General features: G+C 73.2%; 20 protein-coding genes and 1 riboswitch. Of the genes, 12 read left to right on the top strand and 8 right to left on the bottom strand.

Going from position 1 to position 20,757, the window contains the following annotated elements; translation table 11 throughout:
* From RZ84_RS09760 to RZ84_RS09750, 3 genes are all read left to right on the top strand, one after another.
* A complete protein-coding gene (locus RZ84_RS09760; protein ID WP_043263981.1) occupies positions 1 to 672 on the top strand; it encodes a response regulator in 672 nt (223 codons plus the stop codon).
* Between the two features lie 198 nt (positions 673 to 870).
* Complete coding sequence (locus RZ84_RS09755; protein ID WP_043263980.1) at positions 871 to 1,899, top strand: 6-phosphofructokinase; 1,029 nt, start codon at positions 871 to 873, stop codon at positions 1,897 to 1,899.
* Positions 1,900 to 2,044: 145 nt separating this feature from the next.
* Complete coding sequence (locus tag RZ84_RS09750) at positions 2,045 to 3,061, top strand: 2-hydroxyacid dehydrogenase (RefSeq protein WP_043263979.1); 1,017 nt, start codon at positions 2,045 to 2,047, stop codon at positions 3,059 to 3,061.
* Here RZ84_RS09750 and RZ84_RS09745 read toward each other — a convergent pair.
* The gene (locus RZ84_RS09745; protein WP_043263978.1) at positions 3,027 to 5,075 is read right to left on the bottom strand and encodes an anthranilate synthase family protein; all 2,049 of its coding nucleotides are present in this window, start codon (positions 5,073 to 5,075) and stop codon (positions 3,027 to 3,029) included. The genes RZ84_RS09750 and RZ84_RS09745 overlap by 35 nt on opposite strands.
* Before the next feature lie 259 nt (positions 5,076 to 5,334).
* Between RZ84_RS09745 and RZ84_RS09740 the strand changes: the two genes are divergently transcribed.
* Both RZ84_RS09740 and RZ84_RS09735 read left to right on the top strand, forming a co-directional pair.
* Positions 5,335 to 6,684 carry a class II 3-deoxy-7-phosphoheptulonate synthase gene (locus tag RZ84_RS09740; protein ID WP_043263977.1) on the top strand — a complete coding sequence of 450 codons (1,350 nt, stop codon included), beginning with the start codon at positions 5,335 to 5,337 and terminating at the stop codon, positions 6,682 to 6,684.
* 154 nt (positions 6,685 to 6,838) lie between these two features.
* Complete coding sequence (locus RZ84_RS09735) at positions 6,839 to 7,114, top strand: (2Fe-2S)-binding protein (RefSeq protein WP_043263976.1); 276 nt, start codon at positions 6,839 to 6,841, stop codon at positions 7,112 to 7,114.
* Positions 7,115 to 7,154: 40 nt separating this feature from the next.
* On the opposite strand, the gene bfr is transcribed toward RZ84_RS09735, so the two are convergent.
* Positions 7,155 to 7,631, bottom strand: coding sequence for a bacterioferritin (gene bfr / locus RZ84_RS09730; RefSeq protein WP_043263975.1), 477 nt, complete (start codon positions 7,629 to 7,631; stop codon positions 7,155 to 7,157).
* Positions 7,632 to 7,785: 154 nt separating this feature from the next.
* Between bfr and RZ84_RS09725 the strand changes: the two genes are divergently transcribed.
* On the top strand, positions 7,786 to 8,406 hold the full coding sequence (locus RZ84_RS09725; protein WP_043263974.1) for a sulfite oxidase-like oxidoreductase: 621 nt from the start codon (positions 7,786 to 7,788) through the stop codon (positions 8,404 to 8,406).
* Between the two features lie 48 nt (positions 8,407 to 8,454).
* Here RZ84_RS09725 and RZ84_RS09720 read toward each other — a convergent pair whose 3' ends face one another.
* Together RZ84_RS09720 and pknB are read right to left on the bottom strand one after the other, a co-directional pair.
* Positions 8,455 to 9,354 (bottom strand): deoxyribonuclease IV, encoded by a 900-nt coding sequence (locus RZ84_RS09720; protein WP_043263973.1) that lies wholly within the window; start codon positions 9,352 to 9,354, stop codon positions 8,455 to 8,457.
* 61 nt (positions 9,355 to 9,415) lie between these two features.
* Positions 9,416 to 11,416, bottom strand: coding sequence for a Stk1 family PASTA domain-containing Ser/Thr kinase (pknB, locus tag RZ84_RS09715; protein ID WP_043263972.1), 2,001 nt, complete (start codon positions 11,414 to 11,416; stop codon positions 9,416 to 9,418).
* A 261-nt stretch (positions 11,417 to 11,677) separates the two neighbouring features.
* Here pknB and RZ84_RS09710 point away from each other — a divergent pair, with 261 nt between their 5' ends.
* Positions 11,678 to 12,073, top strand: a complete 396-nt coding sequence (locus tag RZ84_RS09710; protein WP_043269488.1) for a MerR family transcriptional regulator — start codon at positions 11,678 to 11,680, stop codon at positions 12,071 to 12,073.
* A 268-nt stretch (positions 12,074 to 12,341) separates the two neighbouring features.
* Here the strand turns inward: RZ84_RS09710 and RZ84_RS09705 are convergent, their stop codons facing one another.
* The 3 genes from RZ84_RS09705 to thiO all read right to left on the bottom strand — a co-directional run bounded on the left by RZ84_RS09705 (position 12,342) and on the right by thiO (position 14,646).
* Positions 12,342 to 13,136, bottom strand: coding sequence for a thiazole synthase (locus RZ84_RS09705; protein ID WP_043263971.1), 795 nt, complete (start codon positions 13,134 to 13,136; stop codon positions 12,342 to 12,344).
* A 2-nt stretch (positions 13,137 to 13,138) separates the two neighbouring features.
* Positions 13,139 to 13,339: a sulfur carrier protein ThiS gene (thiS, locus tag RZ84_RS09700; protein WP_043269486.1), complete on the bottom strand. Its 201-nt coding sequence runs from the start codon at positions 13,337 to 13,339 to the stop codon at positions 13,139 to 13,141.
* 74 nt (positions 13,340 to 13,413) lie between these two features.
* Positions 13,414 to 14,646, bottom strand: a complete 1,233-nt coding sequence (thiO, locus tag RZ84_RS09695; RefSeq protein WP_198539962.1) for a glycine oxidase ThiO — start codon at positions 14,644 to 14,646, stop codon at positions 13,414 to 13,416.
* Positions 14,644 to 14,756, bottom strand: a riboswitch (TPP riboswitch). It overlaps the preceding gene by 3 nt.
* 175 nt (positions 14,757 to 14,931) lie before the next feature.
* On the opposite strand from thiO, the gene RZ84_RS09690 reads away from it, so the two are divergent.
* From RZ84_RS09690 to RZ84_RS09670, 5 genes are all read left to right on the top strand, one after another.
* On the top strand, positions 14,932 to 16,173 hold the full coding sequence (locus tag RZ84_RS09690; protein ID WP_043263969.1) for an NAD(P)/FAD-dependent oxidoreductase: 1,242 nt from the start codon (positions 14,932 to 14,934) through the stop codon (positions 16,171 to 16,173).
* A gap of 128 nt (positions 16,174 to 16,301) precedes the next feature.
* On the top strand, positions 16,302 to 16,667 hold the full coding sequence (locus tag RZ84_RS09685) for an Rv2175c family DNA-binding protein (RefSeq protein WP_043263968.1): 366 nt from the start codon (positions 16,302 to 16,304) through the stop codon (positions 16,665 to 16,667).
* 102 nt (positions 16,668 to 16,769) lie between these two features.
* Positions 16,770 to 17,420 (top strand): thiamine phosphate synthase, encoded by a 651-nt coding sequence (gene thiE / locus RZ84_RS09680; protein WP_043263967.1) that lies wholly within the window; start codon positions 16,770 to 16,772, stop codon positions 17,418 to 17,420.
* Positions 17,421 to 17,541: 121 nt separating this feature from the next.
* On the top strand, positions 17,542 to 18,459 hold the full coding sequence (gene metF, locus RZ84_RS09675) for a methylenetetrahydrofolate reductase [NAD(P)H] (RefSeq protein ID WP_052229853.1): 918 nt from the start codon (positions 17,542 to 17,544) through the stop codon (positions 18,457 to 18,459).
* A 36-nt stretch (positions 18,460 to 18,495) separates the two neighbouring features.
* Positions 18,496 to 19,677 (top strand): hypothetical protein, encoded by a 1,182-nt coding sequence (locus tag RZ84_RS09670; RefSeq protein ID WP_043263965.1) that lies wholly within the window; start codon positions 18,496 to 18,498, stop codon positions 19,675 to 19,677.
* A 27-nt stretch (positions 19,678 to 19,704) separates the two neighbouring features.
* Here the strand turns inward: RZ84_RS09670 and RZ84_RS09665 are convergent.
* A partial coding sequence (locus RZ84_RS09665) for a phytoene desaturase family protein (protein WP_241777636.1) occupies positions 19,705 to 20,757 on the bottom strand: 1,053 nt, incomplete at its 5' end.

Below are 20,757 nucleotides of genomic sequence, written 5' to 3'. Positions count from 1 at the left end.
GTGAGCGAAGAGACGGCCCTGCGGGTCATGGTGGTCGACGACCACCCGATGTGGCGGGACGCGGTCGCCCGGGACCTGGCCGAGGCCGGGTGCGAGGTGGTGGCGACGGCCGGGGACGGCCTCCAGGCGGTGCGCCGGGCCCGGGCCGCGGCGCCCGATGTGCTGGTCCTGGACCTGAATCTGCCGGGGCTGCCCGGCGTCCAGGTGTGCAGGCAGCTGGTCGGCGCCGATCCGTCGCTGCGGGTGCTGGTGCTCTCCGCGAGCGGTGAGCACGCCGATGTGCTGGAGGCGGTCAAGTCCGGTGCGACCGGCTATCTGCTGAAGTCGGCGAGCACGGAGGAGCTGCTGGACGCGGTGCGGCGCACGGCCGCCGGCGACCCGGTGTTCACGCCGGGGCTGGCCGGCCTGGTGCTCGGCGAGTACCGCCGGCTGGCCACCGAGCCGGCCCCGGCGACCGCCGACGAGCCGGGCGCCCCGCAGCTGACGGACCGTGAGACCGAGGTGCTGCGCCTGGTGGCCAAGGGCCTCTCGTACAAGCAGATCGCCGAGCGGCTGGTGATCTCGCACCGCACGGTGCAGAACCACGTCCAGAACACCCTCGGCAAGCTCCAGTTGCACAACCGCGTGGAGCTGGTGCGGTACGCGATAGAGCGCGGCCTCGACGGGGTGTGAGGCAGGCGTCCCGGGTGCCCGTCCCTCCCCGGCGGTGACCGCTTCCGCTCGTACGGGTGAACACCTCGCGTCAACTCCGTTGGGAACAAGCGGAATTCGCGACTCACCCATCCCGGAGTGACCCAGCTCACCATTAGCGTGACGAGGGTCAGCTCTGTGACGGCCGTGCGCGGCCATGGACGGGACGTAGGTGAAGCGATGCGGGTCGGAGTACTGACCGGTGGCGGCGACTGCCCGGGTCTGAACGCAGTGATCAGGGGCATCGTCCGCAAGGGCACCCAGGAGTACGGATATGACTTCGTCGGCTTCCGGGACGGCTGGCGCGGACCGCTGGAGGGCAACACGATCCCGCTGGGCATCCCGGCGGTGCGCGGCATCCTGCCCCGGGGCGGCACGATCCTCGGCTCGTCGCGGACCAACCCCTTCAAGGAGGCGGACGGTGTCCGCCGGATCAACGAGACGCTGGCCAAGCAGGAGGCCGACGCGCTGATCGCGATCGGCGGCGAGGACACCCTCGGCGTCGCCGCCCGGCTCCACGGGGAGTACGGCATCCCCTGCGTCGGCGTGCCCAAGACCATCGACAACGACCTCTCGGCCACGGACTACACCTTCGGCTTCGACACCGCCGTCGGCGTCGCCACCGAGGCCATCGACCGGCTGCACACCACCGCCGAGTCCCATATGCGGGTCCTGGTCGTCGAGGTGATGGGCCGGCACGCCGGCTGGATCGCCCTGCACTCCGGCCTGGCCGGCGGCGCCAACGTCATCCTCATCCCGGAGCAGCGCTTCGACCTCGGCCAGGTCTGCGCCTGGATCGACTCCCGCTTCAAGGCCAGCTACGCCCCCATCGTGGTGGTCGCCGAGGGTGCGATGCCCAAGGACGGCGAGATGGTCCTCAAGGACGGCAGCAAGGACTCCTTCGGGCACGTCCGGCTGTCCGGTGTGGGGGAGTGGCTGGCCAAGCAGATCGAGGCGCGCACCGGCAAGGAGGCGCGGACCACCGTCCTCGGGCACACCCAGCGCGGCGGCACCCCGAGCGCCTTCGACCGCTGGCTGGCCACCCGCTTCGGGCTGCACGCCATCGACGCGGTGCGGGACGGCGACTTCGGCAAGATGGTCGCGCTGCGCGGTACCGACATCGTCCGGGTGCCGCTCGCCGACGCCACCGCCAAGCTGAAGACGGTCGACCCGGCGCTGTACGCCGAGGCCGGGGTGTTCTTCGGCTGACCCGGGCCGTCCTCCCTCCGGGCGGCACCGTCGGGCCAGGGGCCGTATATTCGCCATACGCGACATATTCGCCATGTGCGACTATCCGGCCCATTGCTTCTGCGGGGCCCGGGATTCCGAAAACCACGCACCGGCGGGAGGGAACGTGGAGATCGTCGCATTCGGCGTGCAGGCGGACGAGCGGCCACTGCTGGAGAAGGCGTTCGACGGCCACCACCAGGTCCGCTGCCTGGACGTCTTCCTCAACCGCGACACCGCCCCCATCGCGCACGGCTACGAGGTCGTCAGCACCAGCGTCAACGCCGATCTGAGCGCCGAGGTGCTGCAGACCCTCGCGGCCGGCGGCACCAAGATGGTCGCCCAGCGCTCCACGGGCTTCAACAACATCGATCTGGAGGCCGCGGCCGATCTGGGACTGACCATCGGCCGGGTCTCCTCGTATTCGCCCTACGCCGTCGCCGAATTCGCCTGGGCGTTGGCGCTGGCCGTGAACCGGCGGCTCGTACGGGCCGCCAACCGCACCCGGAACTTCGACTTCCGGCTGGACGGCCTGCTGGGGCGCGATCTGCGCGGCCGTACCGCGGGCGTGGTCGGCACCGGCAGGATCGGCGAGGCGTTCACCCGGATCGCGCACGGCTTCGGGATGAACCTGCTCGGCTGGGACCTCGCCGAGAACCCGGAGTGCGTGGCGCTCGGCATGCGCTACGTCCCCCGGGAGCGGCTGTTCGCCGAGGCGGATCTGATCACCCTGCACGTCCCGCTGGTCGAGGACACCCGGCACCTCGTCGACGCGGCGGCACTGGCCGCCATGAAGGACGACGCGATCCTGATCAACTCCAGCCGGGGCGGGCTGGTCGACACCGCGGCCCTGGTCGAGACGCTGAAGGCCGGCCGGCTCACCGGCGTCGGCCTGGACGTCTACGAGGAGGAGGCCGGGCTCTTCTACTTCGACCGGTCCCTGGACGTCATCGACGACGACACCCTCGCCCGCCTGATGACCTTCGCGAACGTGCTGGTCACCTCGCACCAGGCGTACTTCACCGAAGAGGCGGTCGGTCAGATCATCGAGACCACCGTGGCCAATGTCGAGGACCATCTGGCCGGCCGCACCAGCGAGCACATGCTGGTCACACGAGGACAGCTGCCATCAGCTGCGCGGTGACCGTGGCGCCGTCCAGGGTCAGCACCGACTCCGGGTGGAACTGCACCCCGGCGAAGCCCGGACCGCGCAGCGCGTGCACCTCGCCGGTCGCCTCGTCCCGGCTCAACTCCACGCGATGCATGGCGAGTTCGGCCGCCGTACGGTCGTCGCAGCGGGCCGTGAAGGTGTTGTAGAAGCCCACCGTCTCCGGCCGCCCGAAGAAGTCGATCCGCTCCTGTGCGCCCTGGAACGGGACGTCCTTGCGGACGATCTCCAACCCCAGCTCGGCGGCGATGAGTTCGTGGCCGAGGCAGACACCGAGCAGCGCGCGGCCCGAAGGGCCTCGACGAGGGGCGGTGGCCGGGAGACGGGCGGGCCCGTCGTGGTGGCCGGCGAGCAGCTCGGCGGCCAGCGCACGCAGGAAGCGCATCTTGGGGTCGGCGGCGTCGGACGGGTTGCCCGGCCCCGGGCCCAGCACGACCGGGCCCCGGTGGGCGAGGGCCGCCTCGCGCAGCCCCGGCTCGTCGTGGCGGCGCACCGTCACCGTCAGCCCCGAGGTGCGCAGCAGATGCGCCAGCATCGCGGTGAAGGTGTCCTCGGCGTCGACGACCAGGGCGTGGCCGCGCAGCTCGGCGGTCGGCGCGGTCGGCTGCATCCGCAGCCAGAAGGGCGCCAGGCCGGCGCGCCGGGCGTCCAGCGCGGCCCGGACCCGCGGGTCGTCGGCCAGCCGCGGCGCCCGGCCGCCGTCCGCCGGGCGGGCCGGCGCCCGCCGCACGCCCAGGGCGGTGAGTACGCCCGCAGCCTTCGCATGCGTCTCGGCGACCTCCCCGTGCGGGTCCGAGGCGCGCACCAGGGTGGCGCCGACCGGCACCCGCAGCCGTCCTCCCCCACTCTCGGCTCCGCTCGAGCGGGAGGTGCCCCCAGGCGTGATGTCGGCGGTCCGGATCAGGATCGGCGAGTCCAGCGTCCGGCTCCCCGCGCCGTCGTCCCCGGGGGCGCGCCCGATGAGCGCCAGCGCGCCGGCGTAGTAGCCGCGGCCGTGCCCGTCCGGGCCCACCGGCTCGTGCCGCTCGATGACCCGGCAGGCGTTCTGCACCGGCGACCCGGTGACCGTCGCCGCGAACATCGTCTCCTTGAGGACCTCCCGCACGTCCAGGGTGGAGCGCCCGCGCAGCTCGTACTCGGTGTGCGCGAGATGCGCCATCTCCTTGAGCCGGGGCCCGATCACCACCCCGCCCCGGTCGCCGACGGTGCACATCATCTTCAGTTCCTCGTCCACCACCATGGACAGCTCCTCGGCCTCCTTGCGGTCGCCGAGGAACGCCAGCAGGCTCTCCGGGGTCGGCCCGTGCTCCGGGTAGCGGTAGGTCCCGCTGATCGGATTCATCACGACCGTCCCTCCGGTCATCCGGACGTGCACCTCGGGGCTGGCGCCGACCAGCGTGCGCACCCCCGGCCGGTGCACCACGAACGTCCAGTACGCCCCGCGCTCACCGGCCAGCAGCCGGCGGAACAGCGCCAGCGCGTCCGCCGCCGAGAAGTCCGCGATCTCGCCCTCGAAGGTGCGGCGGATGACGAAGTTCGCGCCCTCGCCGGTGCCGATCTCGTCCCGCACTACCCGCTCGACGATCTCCGCGTACGCCTCGTCGGCCACGTCGAACGCCCCGCCCTCGACCCGTACGGCGTGTGCCGGGAGCGCCGCCAGCACCTCCTCCAGCGGCAGTTCGTGGCACTCGGCGGGGCGCAGCACGGCCAGCGGGGTGCCGTCGTCGTGGGCCCGGAATCCGCGCTCGCGGATCTGCCGGAACGGGACCAGCGCCAGAGCGTCGGTCACCGGCGCGTCCGGCACCCCCTCGCCCAGCGGGATGTCGGCCAGCCGCTCGACCTCGGTCACCTCGCCGATCAGCACCTCGACGACGCTGCCGTCCCGCCCGGGGGCGCGGCGGCGCAGCAGGGCGAACGGCGGGCAGGCGGGGTCCAGCAGCCGCTGGACCAGCGTGGCGGCATCGGGCCGGATCTGGGGCTCGGGATGCATGGCGGTTCCTTCCGGGAGTGCGTCCGGTACGGAGGGAACGGCCGTGGGAACACCGAAGGCCGCCCCTCGGGCGGCCTTCGCGAAATCGTGGGATGTGCGCGCGAATCAGTGGGCCGCCGGATGAGCGGTCCACCACCAGTTCCAGTTCATGGCCGGTCGCTTGCACATGCCGGGCACCCTACCGAACTTCCCGGACAGGTGTGTCTCACAGTCCGGATGCCGGACGGACACCCCTGCGGGACCCCGTAATGTGGGGGATGTGACCGTGAACGCTGAAACCCAAGCCGGTGGCAACACCTGGCGAGACCTGCCCGCGGCGCAGCAGCCCGACTGGCCGGACCAAGAGGCTCTGCGCGATGTGATCGCGGAGCTGGAGTCCTATCCGCCGCTCGTCTTCGCGGGCGAGTGCGACCAGCTGCGCGAGCGCCTGGCTGCGGTCGCCCGGGGCGAGGCGTTCCTCCTCCAGGGCGGCGACTGCGCGGAGGCCTTCGACGCCGTATCCGCCGAGCACATCCGCAACAAGCTCAAGACGCTGCTCCAGATGGGCGCCGTGCTGACCTACGCCGGGTCCGTCCCCGTGGTCAAGGTCGGCCGGATCGCCGGCCAGTACAGCAAGCCGCGCTCCAAGCCGACCGAGACCCGCGACGGCGTGACCCTGCCGACCTACCGCGGCGACTCCGTCAACGGCTTCGAGTTCACCGAGGCGGCCCGCATCCCGGACCCGCAGCGGCTCAAGCGGATGTACCACGCCTCCGCGGCGACGCTGAACCTCGTCCGGGCCTTCACCACTGGCGGCTACGCCGACCTGCGCCAGGTGCACGCCTGGAACCAGGACTTCGTGAAGTCCTCGCCCTCCGGGCAGCGCTACGAGGCGCTGGCCCGCGAGATCGACCGGGCGATGAACTTCATGAACGCCTGCGGGGTGGACCCGGAGGAGTTCCGGACCGTCGAGTTCTACTCGTCGCACGAGGCGCTGATCCTGGACTACGAGTCGGCGCTGACCCGCGTCGACTCGCGGACCGGCAACCTCTACGACGTCTCCGGCCACATGGTCTGGGTCGGCGAGCGCACCCGCCAACTGGACGGCGCGCACATCGAGTTCGCGTCCCGGATCCGCAACCCGATCGGGGTGAAGCTCGGCCCGACGACGACCCCGGAGGACGCGCTCACCCTCATCGACCGGCTCGACCCGCACCGCGAGCCCGGCCGGCTCACCTTCATCACGCGGATGGGCGCGGACAAGATCCGCGACCGGCTGCCCGCCCTGGTGGAGAAGGTCACCGCGTCCGGCGCGCAGGTCGTGTGGATCTGCGACCCGATGCACGGCAACACCTTCGAGGCGGCCTCGGGCCACAAGACCCGCCGCTTCGACGACGTGCTGGACGAGGTCAAGGGCTTCTTCGAGGTCCACAAGAGCCTCGGCACGCACCCGGGCGGCATCCACGTCGAGCTGACCGGTGACGACGTCACCGAGTGTGTGGGCGGCGGCGACGAGATCTTCGTCGACGACCTGCACCAGCGCTACGAGACGGCCTGCGACCCGCGGCTCAACCGCAGCCAGTCGCTGGACCTGGCGTTCCTGGTGGCGGAGATGTACCGCGACCAGTAAGGCGTGACGTACGGAAGTGGGGCGCGGATCCTGTGATCCGCGCCCCACTGCGTTGTACGGCGTTGTTCAGTCCTCGCCGTCGCGGGTAAGGTAAGGATTACCTCACTGACGATCGCCCGGATCGGATCAGGAGCCCTTACGGAGGTGAACCCGCGTGTACGTCTGCTCCTGCTTCGGCATCACCGAGCAGCAGGTTCGCGAGCACGCGGATCGGGGTGCCTGCACGCCCCGCAAGGTCGCCTCCGCCTGCAAGGCCGGCACCGACTGCGGCAGCTGCGTACGCCGCATCCAGTCGCTGCTGGGCCGCGGCGCATGCCCCCGCCGGGAGCTGATCGACAGCGGCGCCCCCGACGTCCTGCGCGCGGAGCCCGAGCCGCTGGCCGCGGAGGCGGACGCACAGGAGCCCGCGGACCTCCGGGCGGCCGCGTAGCTCCCTGGGGTGCGCCGCCGGTGCGCATCGTGCCGGGGGCTCAGCTCGGCTGCTCGATCTGCTGGGCGATGTAGAGCGCCTCGCCGAGCTTCTCGATCAGCTCCAGCTGGGCGTCCAGGTAGTCGATGTGCTCCTCCTCGTCGGCGAGGATGTCCTCGAAGATGTTGGCCGAGGTGATGTCGCCCTTGCCGCGCATCAGCTCGATACCGCGCTTGAGCCGGTCGATGGCCTCGACCTCGATCTGCCGGTCCGCCTGGAACATCTCGGTGACGGTCTGGCCGACGCGTACGTGGAACAGCCGCTGGTAGTTGGGCAGCGCTTCGAGGAAGAGCAGCCGGTCGGTCAGGACCTCGGCGTGCTTCATCTCGTCGAAGGACTCGGCGCGGGTGTACTTCGCGAGCTTGTACCAGCCGAAGTTCTCCTGCATCTTGTGGTGCAGGAAGTACTGGTTGATGGCGGTGAGCTCGCCGGTCAGCTGCTCGTTGAGAAATTCGATGACCTCGGGGTCGCCCTGCATGGCTGCGGGCCCCTTTCACGCGAGTACGGGGTAGGTGCCGCGCATCTTTGCATCGCCCGGAGCGAGGAGTCCAGTAAGTTCACGCTTAGTACGAGTTGCCCGAATCCGTCCTTCCTGGTCATCGGCACCCTTCACGGTCTGACACCATGGGGGCATGGGTCAGCCGGAACGCCGCGAAGAGGAGCCTGTGCTGCCTCCGGGGCAGCGGCTGCAGCGGGGGTGGCCGGTGACGCATTACGGGCCGGTCCCCAAGTTCCGCCCCGAACGCTGGGAGTTCCGGGCCTTCGGTGCCACCGCGGACGGCGCCAAGCACTGCTGGAGCCACGAGGAATTCACGGCACTGCCGTATGCCACCGTCGTCGCCGACATGCACTGCGTGACGAAGTTCAGCATGCTCGGTGCCGAGTGGGGCGGGGTGCTGACCCGCACGATCCTGGAGCTCGCGCCGCCCGCGCCCGACGTCACCCATGTGATGGTGTGGGCCGAGTACGGCTTCAGCTCGAACCTGCGGCTGGCCGACTTCGCCGCGGAGAACTGCATCTTCGCCACCCACCGCTCCGGGGAGCTGCTCACCGCCGAACACGGCTTCCCGGTCCGGCTGATCGTGCCGCATCTGTACGCCTGGAAGGGCCCCAAGTGGGTCCGCGGCATCGAGTACATGACGGCGGACCGCCGCGGCTTCTGGGAGGAGCGCGGCTACCACAACCTGGGCGATCCGTGGCGGGAGCAGCGCTACTCGTACCAGGAGGAGCCGGGCGAGGGCCCGGAGCTCTGAGCCCCGGGCCCCGGCCCCGGCGTGCGGCCGCGCGGGCCGGGCAGCGGATCAGTGCCGGCGCAGCTCCTTGAGGCGGGCCACATCCGCCGCATGGCCTTCCGGACCGCCCGGGGTCTCGATCACCAGGGGGACGCCGCTGGTCGCGGGGTGGCGGAACAGCTCGGCGAACGGCTCCGCGCCGATGTGGCCGGCACCGATGTTGGCGTGCCGGTCCTTGTGCGCGCCGACCACGTCCTTGGAGTCGTTGGCGTGGATCAGCTTGAGCCGGCCCTCGCCGGTGACCTGCACCAGCTCGTCCAGCAGCGCCTTCATCCCGCCCGGGGCCGCCATGTCGTGCCCGGCCGCGAAGGCGTGGCAGGTGTCGAGGCAGACGCCGAGCCGCGGATGCCGGTCCAGCGCGTCGAAGTACGGGCCGAGGTCCTCGGCGAGCGCGCACAGCGAGGCACCCTGACCGGCCGTCGGCTCCAGCAGCAGCCAGGGGTCGTCGTCGTGCGTCAGCTCGTCCAGCAGCGGGCGCATCCGCTCCCGCACCTGCGCCAGCGCCGCCTCGCGCGGCCGGCCGCCGGTCGCCGAGCCGGTGTGCACGACCACGCCGAGCGCACCGATCTCCCGGCCGCGGCGCAGCGAATGCCGCAGCGACGCCACGGACCTGTCGACCGTCGCCTCGGTGTGCGAGCCGAAGTTGATCAGATACGGCGCATGGACATACGCCGGAATCCCCTCCCGGTCGCAGCCGGCGCGGAACGCCTCGTCCTGCTCGGGGCTGCCGGGCGGCGTCGCCCAGCCGCGCGGGTTGGCGACGAAGACCTGGACGGTCTCGCCGCCCATCTCACGGGCGTACGGGAGGCCGACCTTGGCCAGGCCGCCGGCCACCGGCACATGGCCGCCGACCGGGTTGCGGGCGCGGGCGCGCCCGGCGGCGCCCTCGGGGGACAGCGGAGTACTCACCCTCCCAGGGTGCCAGGTGCCCCGCGGACGTCCGCGGGGCACCCGGTCCGGCGGCCGGCCGCTACAGCGCGCCCTTGAGCCGGATCGTCACGGTGCTGCCCTTGGGCGCCTTGTCCCCGGGGGCGACCGACTGCGAGTCGACGCTGTCCTGCGGGAACAGCAGCGGCTTGTGCACCTCGACCTTGAAGCCGAGGCTGGTCAGCTGCTGGGTGGCGTCCGCGGTGCTCTTGCCGCTGACGTCCGGGACGGCGATCATCTCCGGCCCCTTGGAGAGGGTGAGGGTGACCGTGTCGCCCTTGCCCAGGGTGGCGCCCGGGTCGGGCGACTGCTGGGCGACGGTGCCCTTGTCCTGCGGGGAGAAGACCGGCTGATCGGCGATCTTCACCCGGAACCCGGCCTGTTGCAGCGCCGCCTCGGCGTCCGCCTGCGCGCTTCCGATCACCTTGGGCACGTCCACCGGGGCACCCCGGCTGACCGTGATCCCCACGGCCGTGTCGGGGCGCCGCCTGCTGCCCGCCGCCGGGTCCGTACTGATCACCGACCCCTTGGCGACCTCGTCGCTGAACTCCCGGCTCTCCGTGCCCGGCACCAGACCGAGGTCGCGCAGCTTGCGCTTGGCGTCGGCGACCGGCGTGCCGGCCAGATCGGGGATCGCGACGCTGTCGGGGCCCCGGGAGACGGTGAGGGTGACCGTGCCGGTACCGCGGATCCGCCGGCCGGTCGCCGGGTCCGTGGCCATGACACGGCCGCGCTGCACGTTCGGGCTGAAGCCGCGCACCACCTTCACCCGCAGGCCGTCGTCGCGGAGCGTCTGCTCGGCCTTGGCCTGCGGCATGTCCAGCACCGCCGGAACGGTCGTGAACTGGCCGGAGTTGACGTACCAGACGCCGGTGCCCACGCCGAGGAGCAGCAGCACGGCCGCGACGACCGTGACGATCCGCCGCCGCCGGAGCCGGTCCGTGCGCCGGTCCGGGGCGGGCGGCGGGCGCAGCCGCGTGGTCCGCTCGGCGGGCGGCGCCGCGTCCGGCGGCATCTCCAGGCGGCTGGTGCGGTTCAGCTCCGCCTCACCCTCGGCGGGCAGCGGCAGCTGCACACCCGCGGGGCGCGGTATCACGTCGGTGGCCTCGAAGTCGCCGCCGCCCGCGGGCACGTCCCTGGCCTGCGGGGGTACGAGATCCAGCTGCGCGTCGGTCAGCCGGGCGCGGGCCGACTGCGACCGGGACAGCAGCGCCACCGCGTCCTGCGGGCGGTCCTGCGGCTCGCGGGCGGTGGCCAGCGCGACCAGCTCGTCCAGCTCGGGCGGCAGACCGGGCACCAGCTCGGAGGGCGGGGTGATGTCGTCGTGCAGATGGCTGTAGAGGATCTGCGCCGCGGAGCCGCCGGTGTGCGGCTTGCTGCCGGTGAGCATTTCGTAGAGCACCACGCCGCAGGCGTAGACATCCACCCGCGCGTCCGCGGTGCCGTGCTCCATCTGCTCGGGGGCGAGATACGAGACCGTCCCCAGGACCGAGCCCGTGGAGGCGGTGGTGTGCGTGTCGACCGCGCGGACCAGGCCGAAGTCGGCGACCTTGACCCGGCCGTCGTCGCCGATGAGCACGTTCTCCGGCTTCATGTCGCGGTGCACCAGGCCGGCGCGGTGCGCGGCCCCCAGGGCGGCGAGGATCGGCTCCAGGATGTCCAGTGCGGCCCGCGGCTGGAGGGCGCCGCGCTCGCGCAGCACATCGCGCAGGGTGCACCCGGCGACGTACTCCATCGCCAGGTAGACGTACGTCCCGTCGGTGCCCTGGTCGAAGACGCCCACCACGTTCGGGTGCGACAGCCGGGCGACGGACTTGGCCTCGCGGATGAAGCGGTCGACGAACGCCCCGTCCACGGCCAGGCTCGGGTGCATCACCTTCAGCGCCAGCACGCGGTCGAGCCGGGTGTCCACGGCTCGGTAGACGGTGGCCATCCCCCCGGCGGCGATGCGCGCCTGGACGCGATAGCGGCCGTCGAGCAGCTGGCCCACCACGGGGTCTCCCCCGCCGAAGGCCGGGGAAGGGTCCTGAAGCGTCGTATCCACGGCAGACGAGTCTACGAGCAAGCACGGATACCGCGAACGCCCCGGCCGCCGCCCCGGCGCACCGTGGCGGAACGGTGACCGGGCCGGCGGCGGGGGCGGGCGCGCCGGAACGGCCGGGACAACCGCCGGAACGGCCGGAATAATCGGGCGCGGGCCGCCGTCCGCTCTCAGGGAGGGCGGCGGCAACGCACCACGAGAAGAAGCGCTCGAACGCGTTCACATGCGACGGAACGGGACGAAGGGGGACGCCGGATGGCGACGCTGCGGATCGGTGAGCTGGCCCGGCGGACGGCCACCCCCGAGCGGCTGCTGCGCTACTACGAGGAGCAGGGCCTGCTCAGCCCCGACCGGCTGCCCAGCGGCTACCGCGTCTACCGGGAGTCCGATGTGGCGCAGGTCCGCCGCATCCGCACGCTGCTCACCTCGGGACTGAACACCGCGACCATCGCGCAGGTGCTGCCGTGCCTGCGCGACGAGGGCGACGGCCGGCTGGTGCCGACCTGCCCCGACCTCGTCGGCGAGCTCCACCGGGAGCGCGACCGGATCACCGGGTCCATCGAGGCCCTGATGGCCTCCCGGGACCTGCTCGACCAGGTGATCACGGCCGCCCCACGGGAATTCGCGGCCCGGGCGGGAGCGGCCCACCCGGGCCCCTGAGGAGCGCAGCCGCGGGCCGGGCCCTTCCGGCGCCGCCCCACCGGACGGGCCCTAGGTGTGCTGTCGTCGAACTCCCGCCTGCCTGCCGACGCCCTGCACGCGCCCCCGCCCGAACCGGCTTCGCACGGCTCGGGCGGGGCCCCTTCGCCGCACCGGGCAACGGCCCCAGTACCCAAGTGCAGAGGCCGTCGCCCGGCACGCCGAGAGCACGCACCGGACGCCGCCCGGCCCGCCCTTCGGGCGGACGACGGGAGTCTGACGACAGGGCCTAGAACGCCGGCCGCTCCGGATCCAGCTCCGCCACGCCGTCCGTCGGCGAGGAGGCGTGGGCGAAGTGGCGGCGCGGGATCCGGCCCGCGCGGTGCGCCAGCCGGCCGGCCTCGACCGCGTGCCGCATCGCCGCCGCCATCAGCTCCGGCTCCTGCGCGCGTGTCACCGCGGACGCCAGCATCACCGCCGCGCAGCCCAGCTCCATGGCCAGCGCGGCGTCCGAGGCGGTGCCCGCGCCGGCGTCCAGGATGACCGGGACGCCGGCCCGTTCGGTGATCAGCTGGAAGTTGTGCGGATTGCGGATGCCGAGCCCGGAGCCGATCGGCGAACCGAGCGGCATGATCGCCGCGCAGCCGGCGTCCTCCAGCTTGCGGGCCAGTACCGGGTCGTCGTTCGTGTAGGGCAGCACGGTGAAGCCGTCGTCCACGAGGGTCTCGGCGGCATCCAGCAGCTCGACCGGGTCGGGCAGCAGGGTGCGTTCGTCCGCGACGACTTCGAGCTTGATCCAGTCGGTGCCCAGCGCCTCCCGGGCCAGCCGCGCGGTGAGCACCGCCTCGCCGGCGGTGAAGCAGCCCGCGGTGTTCGGCAGCACCCGGATGCGGTGCCGCTCCAGTACGGACAGCACCGAGCCCTGCACGGTCGGGTCCAGCCGCCGCATGGCGACCGTGGTCAGCTCCGTACCGGAGGCGAGCAGCGCGCGCTCCAGGACGTCGAGGCTGGGCGCTCCGCCGGTGCCCATGATCAGGCGCGACTGGAACGCCGTGCCGGCGATGGTGAGCGTGTCGTCGGCCACGGTCAGCCTCCCTGGACGGCGGTGAGGACTTCGACGCGGTCGCCGTCGCCGAGCGCGGTGCCGGCCCACTGGGCGCGCGGCACCACGGTCTCGTTGACCGCGGCGGCCACGCCGCCGGCGGCCCGGGACAGCGTCGCGACCAGCCGGTCGAGGGTCAGCCCACCGGGAACCCGGCGGACCTCCCCGTTGACGGACACGGACACGGTGGCGTCATCGGTGGCGTGGCGGGTGTCGGAACTGTCGGGCGTGCCAGGTGTGTCAGGGGCGCCGGCGGTGGTCATACGGGCTGCTCCTCAAGGGCGCGGGCGCGCTCGGGGCCCTGGGCGGTGGGGCGGAAGCGCGCGGGGGAGAAGGGGCGGGCCACTTCCGGGAGGCTCCCGGTGGCCAGGACCTCGGCCATCGCCTCACCGGTGACCGGCGTCAGCAGCACACCGTTGCGGAAGTGGCCGGTGGCCAGGTGGAGGCCGGGCAGCTCGGTCGGCCCGAGCAGCGGCGCGTTGTCGGGGGAGGTGGGGCGCAGCCCCGCGCAGCTCTCGACCAGCGGCAGTTCGGTGATCCCGGGCACCAGTTCATGGGCGTCCCGCAGCAGTTCGTAGACGCCGCCCGCGGTGACCGTGGTGTCCCAGCCGAGTTCCTCGCTGGTGGCGCCGAGGACCAGCTCCCCGCTCTCCCGCGGCACCAGATAGACGGGGTTGCCCCGTACGACGGCCCGTACGGTGCGCGCCAGGAACGCCGCGCCACCCGGGAGCGCGTCCGGCATCCGCAGCCGCAGCACCTGCCCCTTGACCGGCCGCACCGGCGGCAGGACGGCGGCGGGGGCCCCGGCGAGCCGGCTGCTGTGGCTGCCCCCGGCCAGGACGACCTGGCCGGCCGACAGCCGTGTCCCGTCGGCGAGTTCGGCCCCCGAGGCCCGTCCGTCACCGGTCGTCAGGCGCACCGCCCGGTCGCGGTGGAAGACCACCCCGGCGCGTTCGCAGGCGGCCAGCAGGGCGCGCAGCAGCCGCCGCGGATCGACCTGGTGGTCGCCGTCCACCCGGAGCCCACCACGCACCCCGGGGGCGAGCATCGGTTCCAGACGACGGCACTCGCGCCCCGTCAGCCACTGCGAGTCCAGTCCCGAACGGGTCTGGAGGGCGTGCAGTTCGCGCAGGTGGGCGCGGTCGTCGGTGTCCAGTGCGACGACCAGGGTGCCGCACCGCCGGTAGCCGATCCGCTGCCCGGCGGCCTCCTCCAGCTCCTCCGTGAAGCGCGGATAGCGCTGCGCCGAGGCGAGGTTGAGACCCAGCAGGGTCTGCTCGCCGTAGTGCAGCTCGGTGACCGCGGCGAGCATGCCGGCCGCGACGCGGGCCGTGCCGCCGCCGGGCGCGGGGTCGGCCACCGCGACGCGCAGACCGCGGCCGGCCGCCCGCCAGGCGGTGACCAGCCCGATGATGCCGCCCCCGATGACCAGCACGTCGGGGTGCCCGGCAGGTGCCGCGGGCGGTTTCGGTGATGTGGCAGGTGGATGCATGGGCGTCCAGCCCCTCCCTTCGCCGGCATGACCCGGATCAGGTTCGTACGGTCGGAGGCCGGCCAGCCTCCCTCTCAGCCCGGTCCGTCCGGGCTCCCGCGAGTGCGTGTGGCCGCCACCCTAGTACGGGTCGCGATGCCCCGTAAGGGAGCGTCCTGTGCCGTAGCCGGCCCCGCCGGGCGGTGCCGCCGGGGCGGGTTCCGGCGTCACCGCCTGTGACGCTGTGTCAGAGATCTCCTTGCGCGCTGCTGCGAGCCGCGTCATCCGCCGTCCTAGAGTGATCGGGTGAGCGAGCAGAGCAAGTCTTCCCAGGCCCCTGACCGCACGCCGCGCGTGGTGATCGCCGGTGCGGGAATCGCGGGTGTGCAGACCGCCGTAGCCCTGCGCGAACAAGGCTGGCGCGGCGCGATCACGCTCCTCGGCGACGAGCCCCACCAGCCCTACGACCGTCCGCCGCTGTCCAAGGCGGTGCTCCTCGGCAAGGCCGACGGCTCCGCCTTCGACGTCGACTTCGCCGCCCTCGGCATCGACCTCCACCTCAGCCGCCCGGTCCGCGCGCTGCGCCCGGACGCCCATGAGGTCGACACCGCCGAGGGGCCGGTCCCGTACGACTACGCGGTGATCGCGACCGGCGCCGAGCCGATCACGCTGCCCGGCAGCGAGGGCCTGCCCGGCGTCCACCTGCTGCGCACCCTGGACGACGCCGAGCGGCTGCGGCCGGTGCTCGCCGCCCAGCACCGGATCGTGGTCGTCGGGGCGGGCTGGATCGGCGCCGAGTTCGCCACCGCGGCCCGTGAGACGGGCTGCGAGGTCACCGTCGTCGAGGCCGCCGACCGCCCGCTGGCGGGCGCGCTGCCCGCCGAGGTCGCCGCGTACATGACCGACTGGTACGCGGACGCCGGGGCGGAGTTGCGCACCGGCGCGCGGGTCGCGTCCGTCGCCCCCGGCGAGGTGGCCCTGGAGGACGGCACGGTGCTGCCCGCCGACGCCGTCGTCATCGGGATCGGCGCCCGCCCCACCACCGCCTGGCTGGCCGGTTCCGGCGTCGCCCTGTCGCCCGCGGACGGCTCCGTCCTCGCCGACGAGCAGCTGCGCACCTCCGTCCCCGATGTGTACGCGGTCGGCGACTGCGCCTCCTTCCCCTCGGCCCGCTACGGCACCCGGCTGCTGGTCCACCACTGGGACAACGCCCTCCAGGGGCCCCGCACGGTCGCCGAGAACATCGCCCGCGGCGAGGCGGAGGGCGTGGCCTACGACCCGGTCCCGTACTTCTGGTCCGAGCAGTTCGGGCGGTTCGTGCAGTACGCGGGCCACCACGTGGACGCCGACGAGCTGGTGTGGCGCGGCGATCCGGCCGGCGCCGCCTGGTCGGTGATCTGGCTGCGGGGCGGGCGGCTGGTGGCGCTGCTGGCGGTCGGTCGCCCGCGGGACCTGGCCCAGGGGCGCAAGCTCATCGAGCGGGGCGCGGTGCTCGACCGGGAGCGGGCGGCGGACGCGTCCGTACCCCTCAAGTCCGCGGAGCGGTAGGGCCGGCCCGATGGATCGGGGCCGGAAAGGTCCTGGGCGGGCCGGGCCGGTCACCCGCCGGTGTGCCGCGGGCCCCTGATGGCGAGGCCCGGCTACCGGCTGTCAGTGGGAGGTGGCACGCTTGTCCTGTGACCGAGATTGACGCAAAGATCGATGAACTCGTCCCCGCCTGGCTCACTCTCCCCGACATCGCCGAAAGGCTCGGCGTCGAGGTGACCCGCGTCCGGCAGCTGGTCAAGGAGGGCCAGCTGATCGCGGTGCGCCGTGGCGAGAACCGGGTGCTCCAGGTGCCCGCCGAATTCATCAAGGACGGCAAGGTCGTCAAGGGGCTCGTCGGGACGCTGACGCTGCTCAGGGACGACGGCTTCGCCGACGACGAGATGCTGGAGTGGCTCTTCACCGCCGATGACACCCTGCCCGGCACCCCGGCGCAGGCGCTGCGCGAGAATCGCGGCACGGAGGTGAAGCGCCGGGCTCAGGCGCTCGCCGTCTGACGCGCACCGCGCTCCTCAGCCGAACCGCACCAGCAACCGCATCCGAGCGGCGTACGGGCCGGGCTCCGGCCCGTACGCCGCCGACCAGGGGGAAGCCGCCCGATGACCACCGCACGACAGGCCCTGTCCGACGCCCGGCTGTATCTGTGCACGGACGCGCGCACCCGCCAGGGCGACCTCCCGCAGTTCCTGGACGCGGTGCTGGCCTCGGGTGTGGACATCGTCCAGCTGCGCGACAAGGGCATGGAGGCCGGCGAGGAGCTGCGCCACCTGGAGGTCTTCGCGGACGCCTGCCGGCGGCACGGCAAGCTGCTGGCGGTCAACGACCGCGCGGACGTCGCCCATGCCGCGGGCGCCGAGGTGCTGCACCTGGGACAGGGCGACCTGCCGGTCCCGGCCGCCCGCGCCCTCCTCGGCCCGGACGTCCTCATAGGCCGCTCCACGCACGCCGAGGCCGAGGTGGACGCCGCGCTCGCGGAGCCCGGCGTGGACTACTTCTGCACCGGCCCCTGCTGGCCCACGCCGACCAAGCCGGGACGGCACGCCCCCGGCCTGGACCTGGTCCGGTACGCCGCCGCGCGCACACCCGAGCGCCCCTGGTTCGCGATCGGCGGGATCGACGCCGGCAATCTCGACGAGGTGCTGGCGGCCGGCGCACGCCGGGTGGTCGTGGTCCGCGCCATCACGGAGGCGGACGACCCGGGCGCCGCCGCGGCGGGCCTGGCGAAGCGGATCCGCACCTGGGGCGAGTGACCCGCACCGGGCGGGCCGCCCAGTGGCCGCGGGATGTCCACGGAGTGGACAGCAACCAGACGAACCCGGCATTACGTCGATGGCGGTTGGTGTCCGTCCGGGGTGTGGTTAACCTGCCCGTATGGCCCTAGGAACAGCGTCCACCAGGACTGATCGCGCCCGGACCGTGCGCGAACTGCTCGCCTCCGGCAAGCGGTCCTATTCGTTCGAGTTCGCCGCCCCGAAGACCGAGAAGGGCGAGCGGACCCTGTGGAACGCCATTCGCCGGATCGAGGCCGTCGCCCCGACCTTCGTGTCGGTGACGTACGGTGCCGGCGGCACCTCCCGTGACGGCACGGTGCGCGCCACCGAGCGCATCGCCACCGACACCACCCTCACCCCGGTCGCCCATCTGACCGCGGTGAACCACTCCCTGGCCGATCTGCGCAACATCATCGGCCAGTACGCCGACGCCGGGATCCGCAACATGCTCGCGCTCCGCGGCGACCCGCCCGGCGACCCCATGGGCGAGTGGATCAAGCACCCCGAGGGCGTCTCCTACGCCGCCGAACTGGTCCGGCTGATCAAGGAGTCCGGCGACTTCTGCGTCGGCGTGGCCGCCTTCCCCGAGATGCACCCGCGCTCGACGGACTGGGACGCGGACGTGGCGCACTTCGTCGCCAAGTGCCGTGCGGGCGCCGACTTCGCGATCACCCAGATGTTCTTCTACCCGGAGGACTACCTCCGGCTGCGCGACCGCGTCGGTGCCGCGGGTTGCTCCACGCCGATCATTCCGGAGATCATGCCGGTCACGAACGTGCGGCAGATCGAGCGGTTCGCGCAGCTCAGCAATGCCGCGTTCCCGCCCGAGCTCGCGGCGCGCATCCTCGCCGTCAAGGACGACCCGGCGGCGGTACGCTCCATTGGCATCGAGTACGCGACGGAACTGTGTGCGCGCTTGATGGCCGAGGACGTTCCCGGGTTGCACTTCATTACCCTGAACCACTCCACGGCGACCCTGGAAATCTACGAGAATCTGGGGCTGCACCAGCGGCCCTGACCACGGTGGCCGGAATCCGGCGGAAGAGGGGCGCATATGGGCTGGACGATCCTCTACATCGCGTTCGCCCTGGTCGCTCTGTGGCTGCTCGGTGAGGTTCTCTTCCAGCACAAGGCCCGGCTGCGCTGGCGGTTGCTGGCGCTCACCGGATTCCTCGGCGTGGTGGCCGGTGTCCTCGTCCCCTCGGTGATCGTGATCGCGGTGGGCATCGTCGCCTTCGCCGTCGGGCAGACCTATGTGACGCTCTCCTTCCGCCGCGGCTTCACCGCCGGCTGGGCGCTCGGCGGCAAGCCCAGGGAGAACCGCCGGCGCCGCGCCCGCCCGTCCGGCAGGCGCGCCGCTGAACCGTCCCTGCAGGTCTCCGACATGGAGGCGGTCCCGCCCGGTGACGCCGCGTCCGCCGACATCGCGTCCGCCGACGCCGCATCCGCCGACGCCGCGCCCGGCGATGCCACCGGCCACAGCACCGCCGGGGAGCCGTACCCGGCCGGGAGCGGCTACGCCACCGGCGGCTTCGAGGGCCAGGACCCGTACGGGGCGGCGCCGGACCCGTCCGGGTACGCCGCGCCGTCCGCCCCCTTCCAGGACGGCGCCGCGTACGGCGAGCATTCCGGATACGGCGAGCAGTACGCCATGCCGTATCCGGAGCCGGATGCCGCCACCGTCTACGCCCAGGCCGACGCCACCGTCTACGCCCCGCAGCCGCTGCCCGACGAGACCGGTGCCTACGGCGTCTACAGCTCCGACGCCCGCGCCGCCCAGGCACCCGCACCGACCTCGTACGACGTCTTCGGCAACGCCACCCACGACAGCGACGGCAACGGCTATGCCTACGGCGGAAGTTACGGCTCGCCCGCCGCCGGCCAGGACGCCTACGCCGACCCCTACCCGGCCTATGACGACGGTCTGCACCAGGGCCGGCAGGCGCCCTACTCGGACCCGTACATCGGCACCCAGCAGTACTCCGGGCACTACGACCCCTACGAGGAGCCCAGCCCCTTCGGCGAGGCGCCCTACGCCGCGCAGCAGTACGACGCCCTGGGCCAGCCGCTGGGCACCCCCGGCCACGGGTACGGCGAGACGCCGCCCGGCGGGGTCTGGATGCCGCAGCAGCGCGACCCCGGACACGGAGCGGAGCAGCAGCCGTACCCGCCGCCCCAGGAGGGATACGGCGAGCAGCCTCAGCAGGGGTACGGCGAGCAGCGCTACCACTACTGAGCCGCCGGCCCCGGGGCCGGCGGTCGGTCAGGTCGAGCCGCGCCAGTCGTCGCCGTTCACGATGAGGCCCGCGACGATCGCGCCGGACATCCCGGCGTGCGCCGGCCCGCCGCCCGGATGGGACCAGCCGCCGACCGCGTAGAGCCCCGGTATCGCGGTGCGGTTGCCGGGGTGCAGAAAGCGTCCCTCCTGCCCGGCCAGTGCCGGGCCCGGCACCGGGCCGCTCTCCGTGGGCGGCACGATCTCCCGCCACAGCACCCGCTCCCGCAGGCCCGGTACCGCGGCCTCGGCGACATCGGTCATCCGGTCGGCTTCCCCCGCCAGCGCCTCCGCGTCGTACCAGTCGACGGGGCCGTGCGGGGCGACCGTGGCGGTCAGGGTGACCGCCTCGTGGCCGTCGTCGGGCCGGGTGGCGGGGTCGTCGGGGCGCAGCACCGTCACCGTCGGCCGGGCACAGGGCTCCCGGAGGCCGTGGCCGTCGCCGAAGACGCCCGCCAGCTCCGCCGCGCGGTCCGGTGCGTGGACCACGGTCCGGTGGACGGCCTCCCGCGGGCGGGCCCCGCGCAGCGCCAGACAGACCGTCAGCCGCGCGGTGGCCCGGTCTCCCGGCCCCAGGTCGGGGCGGACCGCGTCCGCGCCCCACGGATCCCGCCCGGCGCACAGCCCGGGGAGTTGCACCGGGTCGATGCCGGCGACCACGAACTCCGCCTCGGCGAGCCGCCCGCCGGCCAGTTCGACGCCCGCCGCCCGGCCGTCCTTCTCGACGATCCGGGTCACCTCGGCGCCGAAGGTGAACTCCACCCTGCGCGCCCGGCAGCGCTCGTACAGCGCGTCGGCCAGCGCCCGCATCCCGCCGCGGACGTACCAGCTGCCGAAGGTCTGCTCCATGTACGGCAGCACGGCCGCGCTCGCCGGGGCGCGGCGCGGGTCGAAGCCGTAGGCCAGCGCATGGCTCTCCAGCAGGGCGATCAGCCGCGGGTCGGCCAGCTCGCGCCGGGCGACCTCCGCGAGGGTGGCGGTGGTGGGGCCCTTGCCGCGCCCGAACAGGCCGCGCCGGCGCACCGCCGGATACGGGTCGCG

The sequence above is a fragment of the Streptomyces sp. CT34 genome (genome assembly GCF_000805335.1).
Classification (GTDB): Bacteria; Actinomycetota; Actinomycetes; order Streptomycetales; family Streptomycetaceae; genus Streptomyces.
Note: the sequence above shows the minus strand (reverse complement) of the source record. Positions and strands in the feature narration are given on the sequence as shown.

Coding starts and splice junctions, on each gene's coding strand:
- thiE (WP_043263967.1), top strand. CDS start 16,770: ATGACCACCGCACGACAGGCCCTGTCCGACGCCCGGCTGTATCTGTGC.
- bfr (WP_043263975.1), bottom strand. CDS start 7,631: ATGCAGGGCGACCCCGAGGTCATCGAATTTCTCAACGAGCAGCTGACC.
- RZ84_RS09755 (WP_043263980.1), top strand. CDS start 871: ATGCGGGTCGGAGTACTGACCGGTGGCGGCGACTGCCCGGGTCTGAAC.
- RZ84_RS09725 (WP_043263974.1), top strand. CDS start 7,786: ATGGGTCAGCCGGAACGCCGCGAAGAGGAGCCTGTGCTGCCTCCGGGG.
- thiO (WP_198539962.1), bottom strand. CDS start 14,646: ATGCATCCACCTGCCACATCACCGAAACCGCCCGCGGCACCTGCCGGG.
- RZ84_RS09745 (WP_043263978.1), bottom strand. CDS start 5,075: ATGCATCCCGAGCCCCAGATCCGGCCCGATGCCGCCACGCTGGTCCAG.
- RZ84_RS09670 (WP_043263965.1), top strand. CDS start 18,496: ATGGGCTGGACGATCCTCTACATCGCGTTCGCCCTGGTCGCTCTGTGG.
- metF (WP_052229853.1), top strand. CDS start 17,542: ATGGCCCTAGGAACAGCGTCCACCAGGACTGATCGCGCCCGGACCGTG.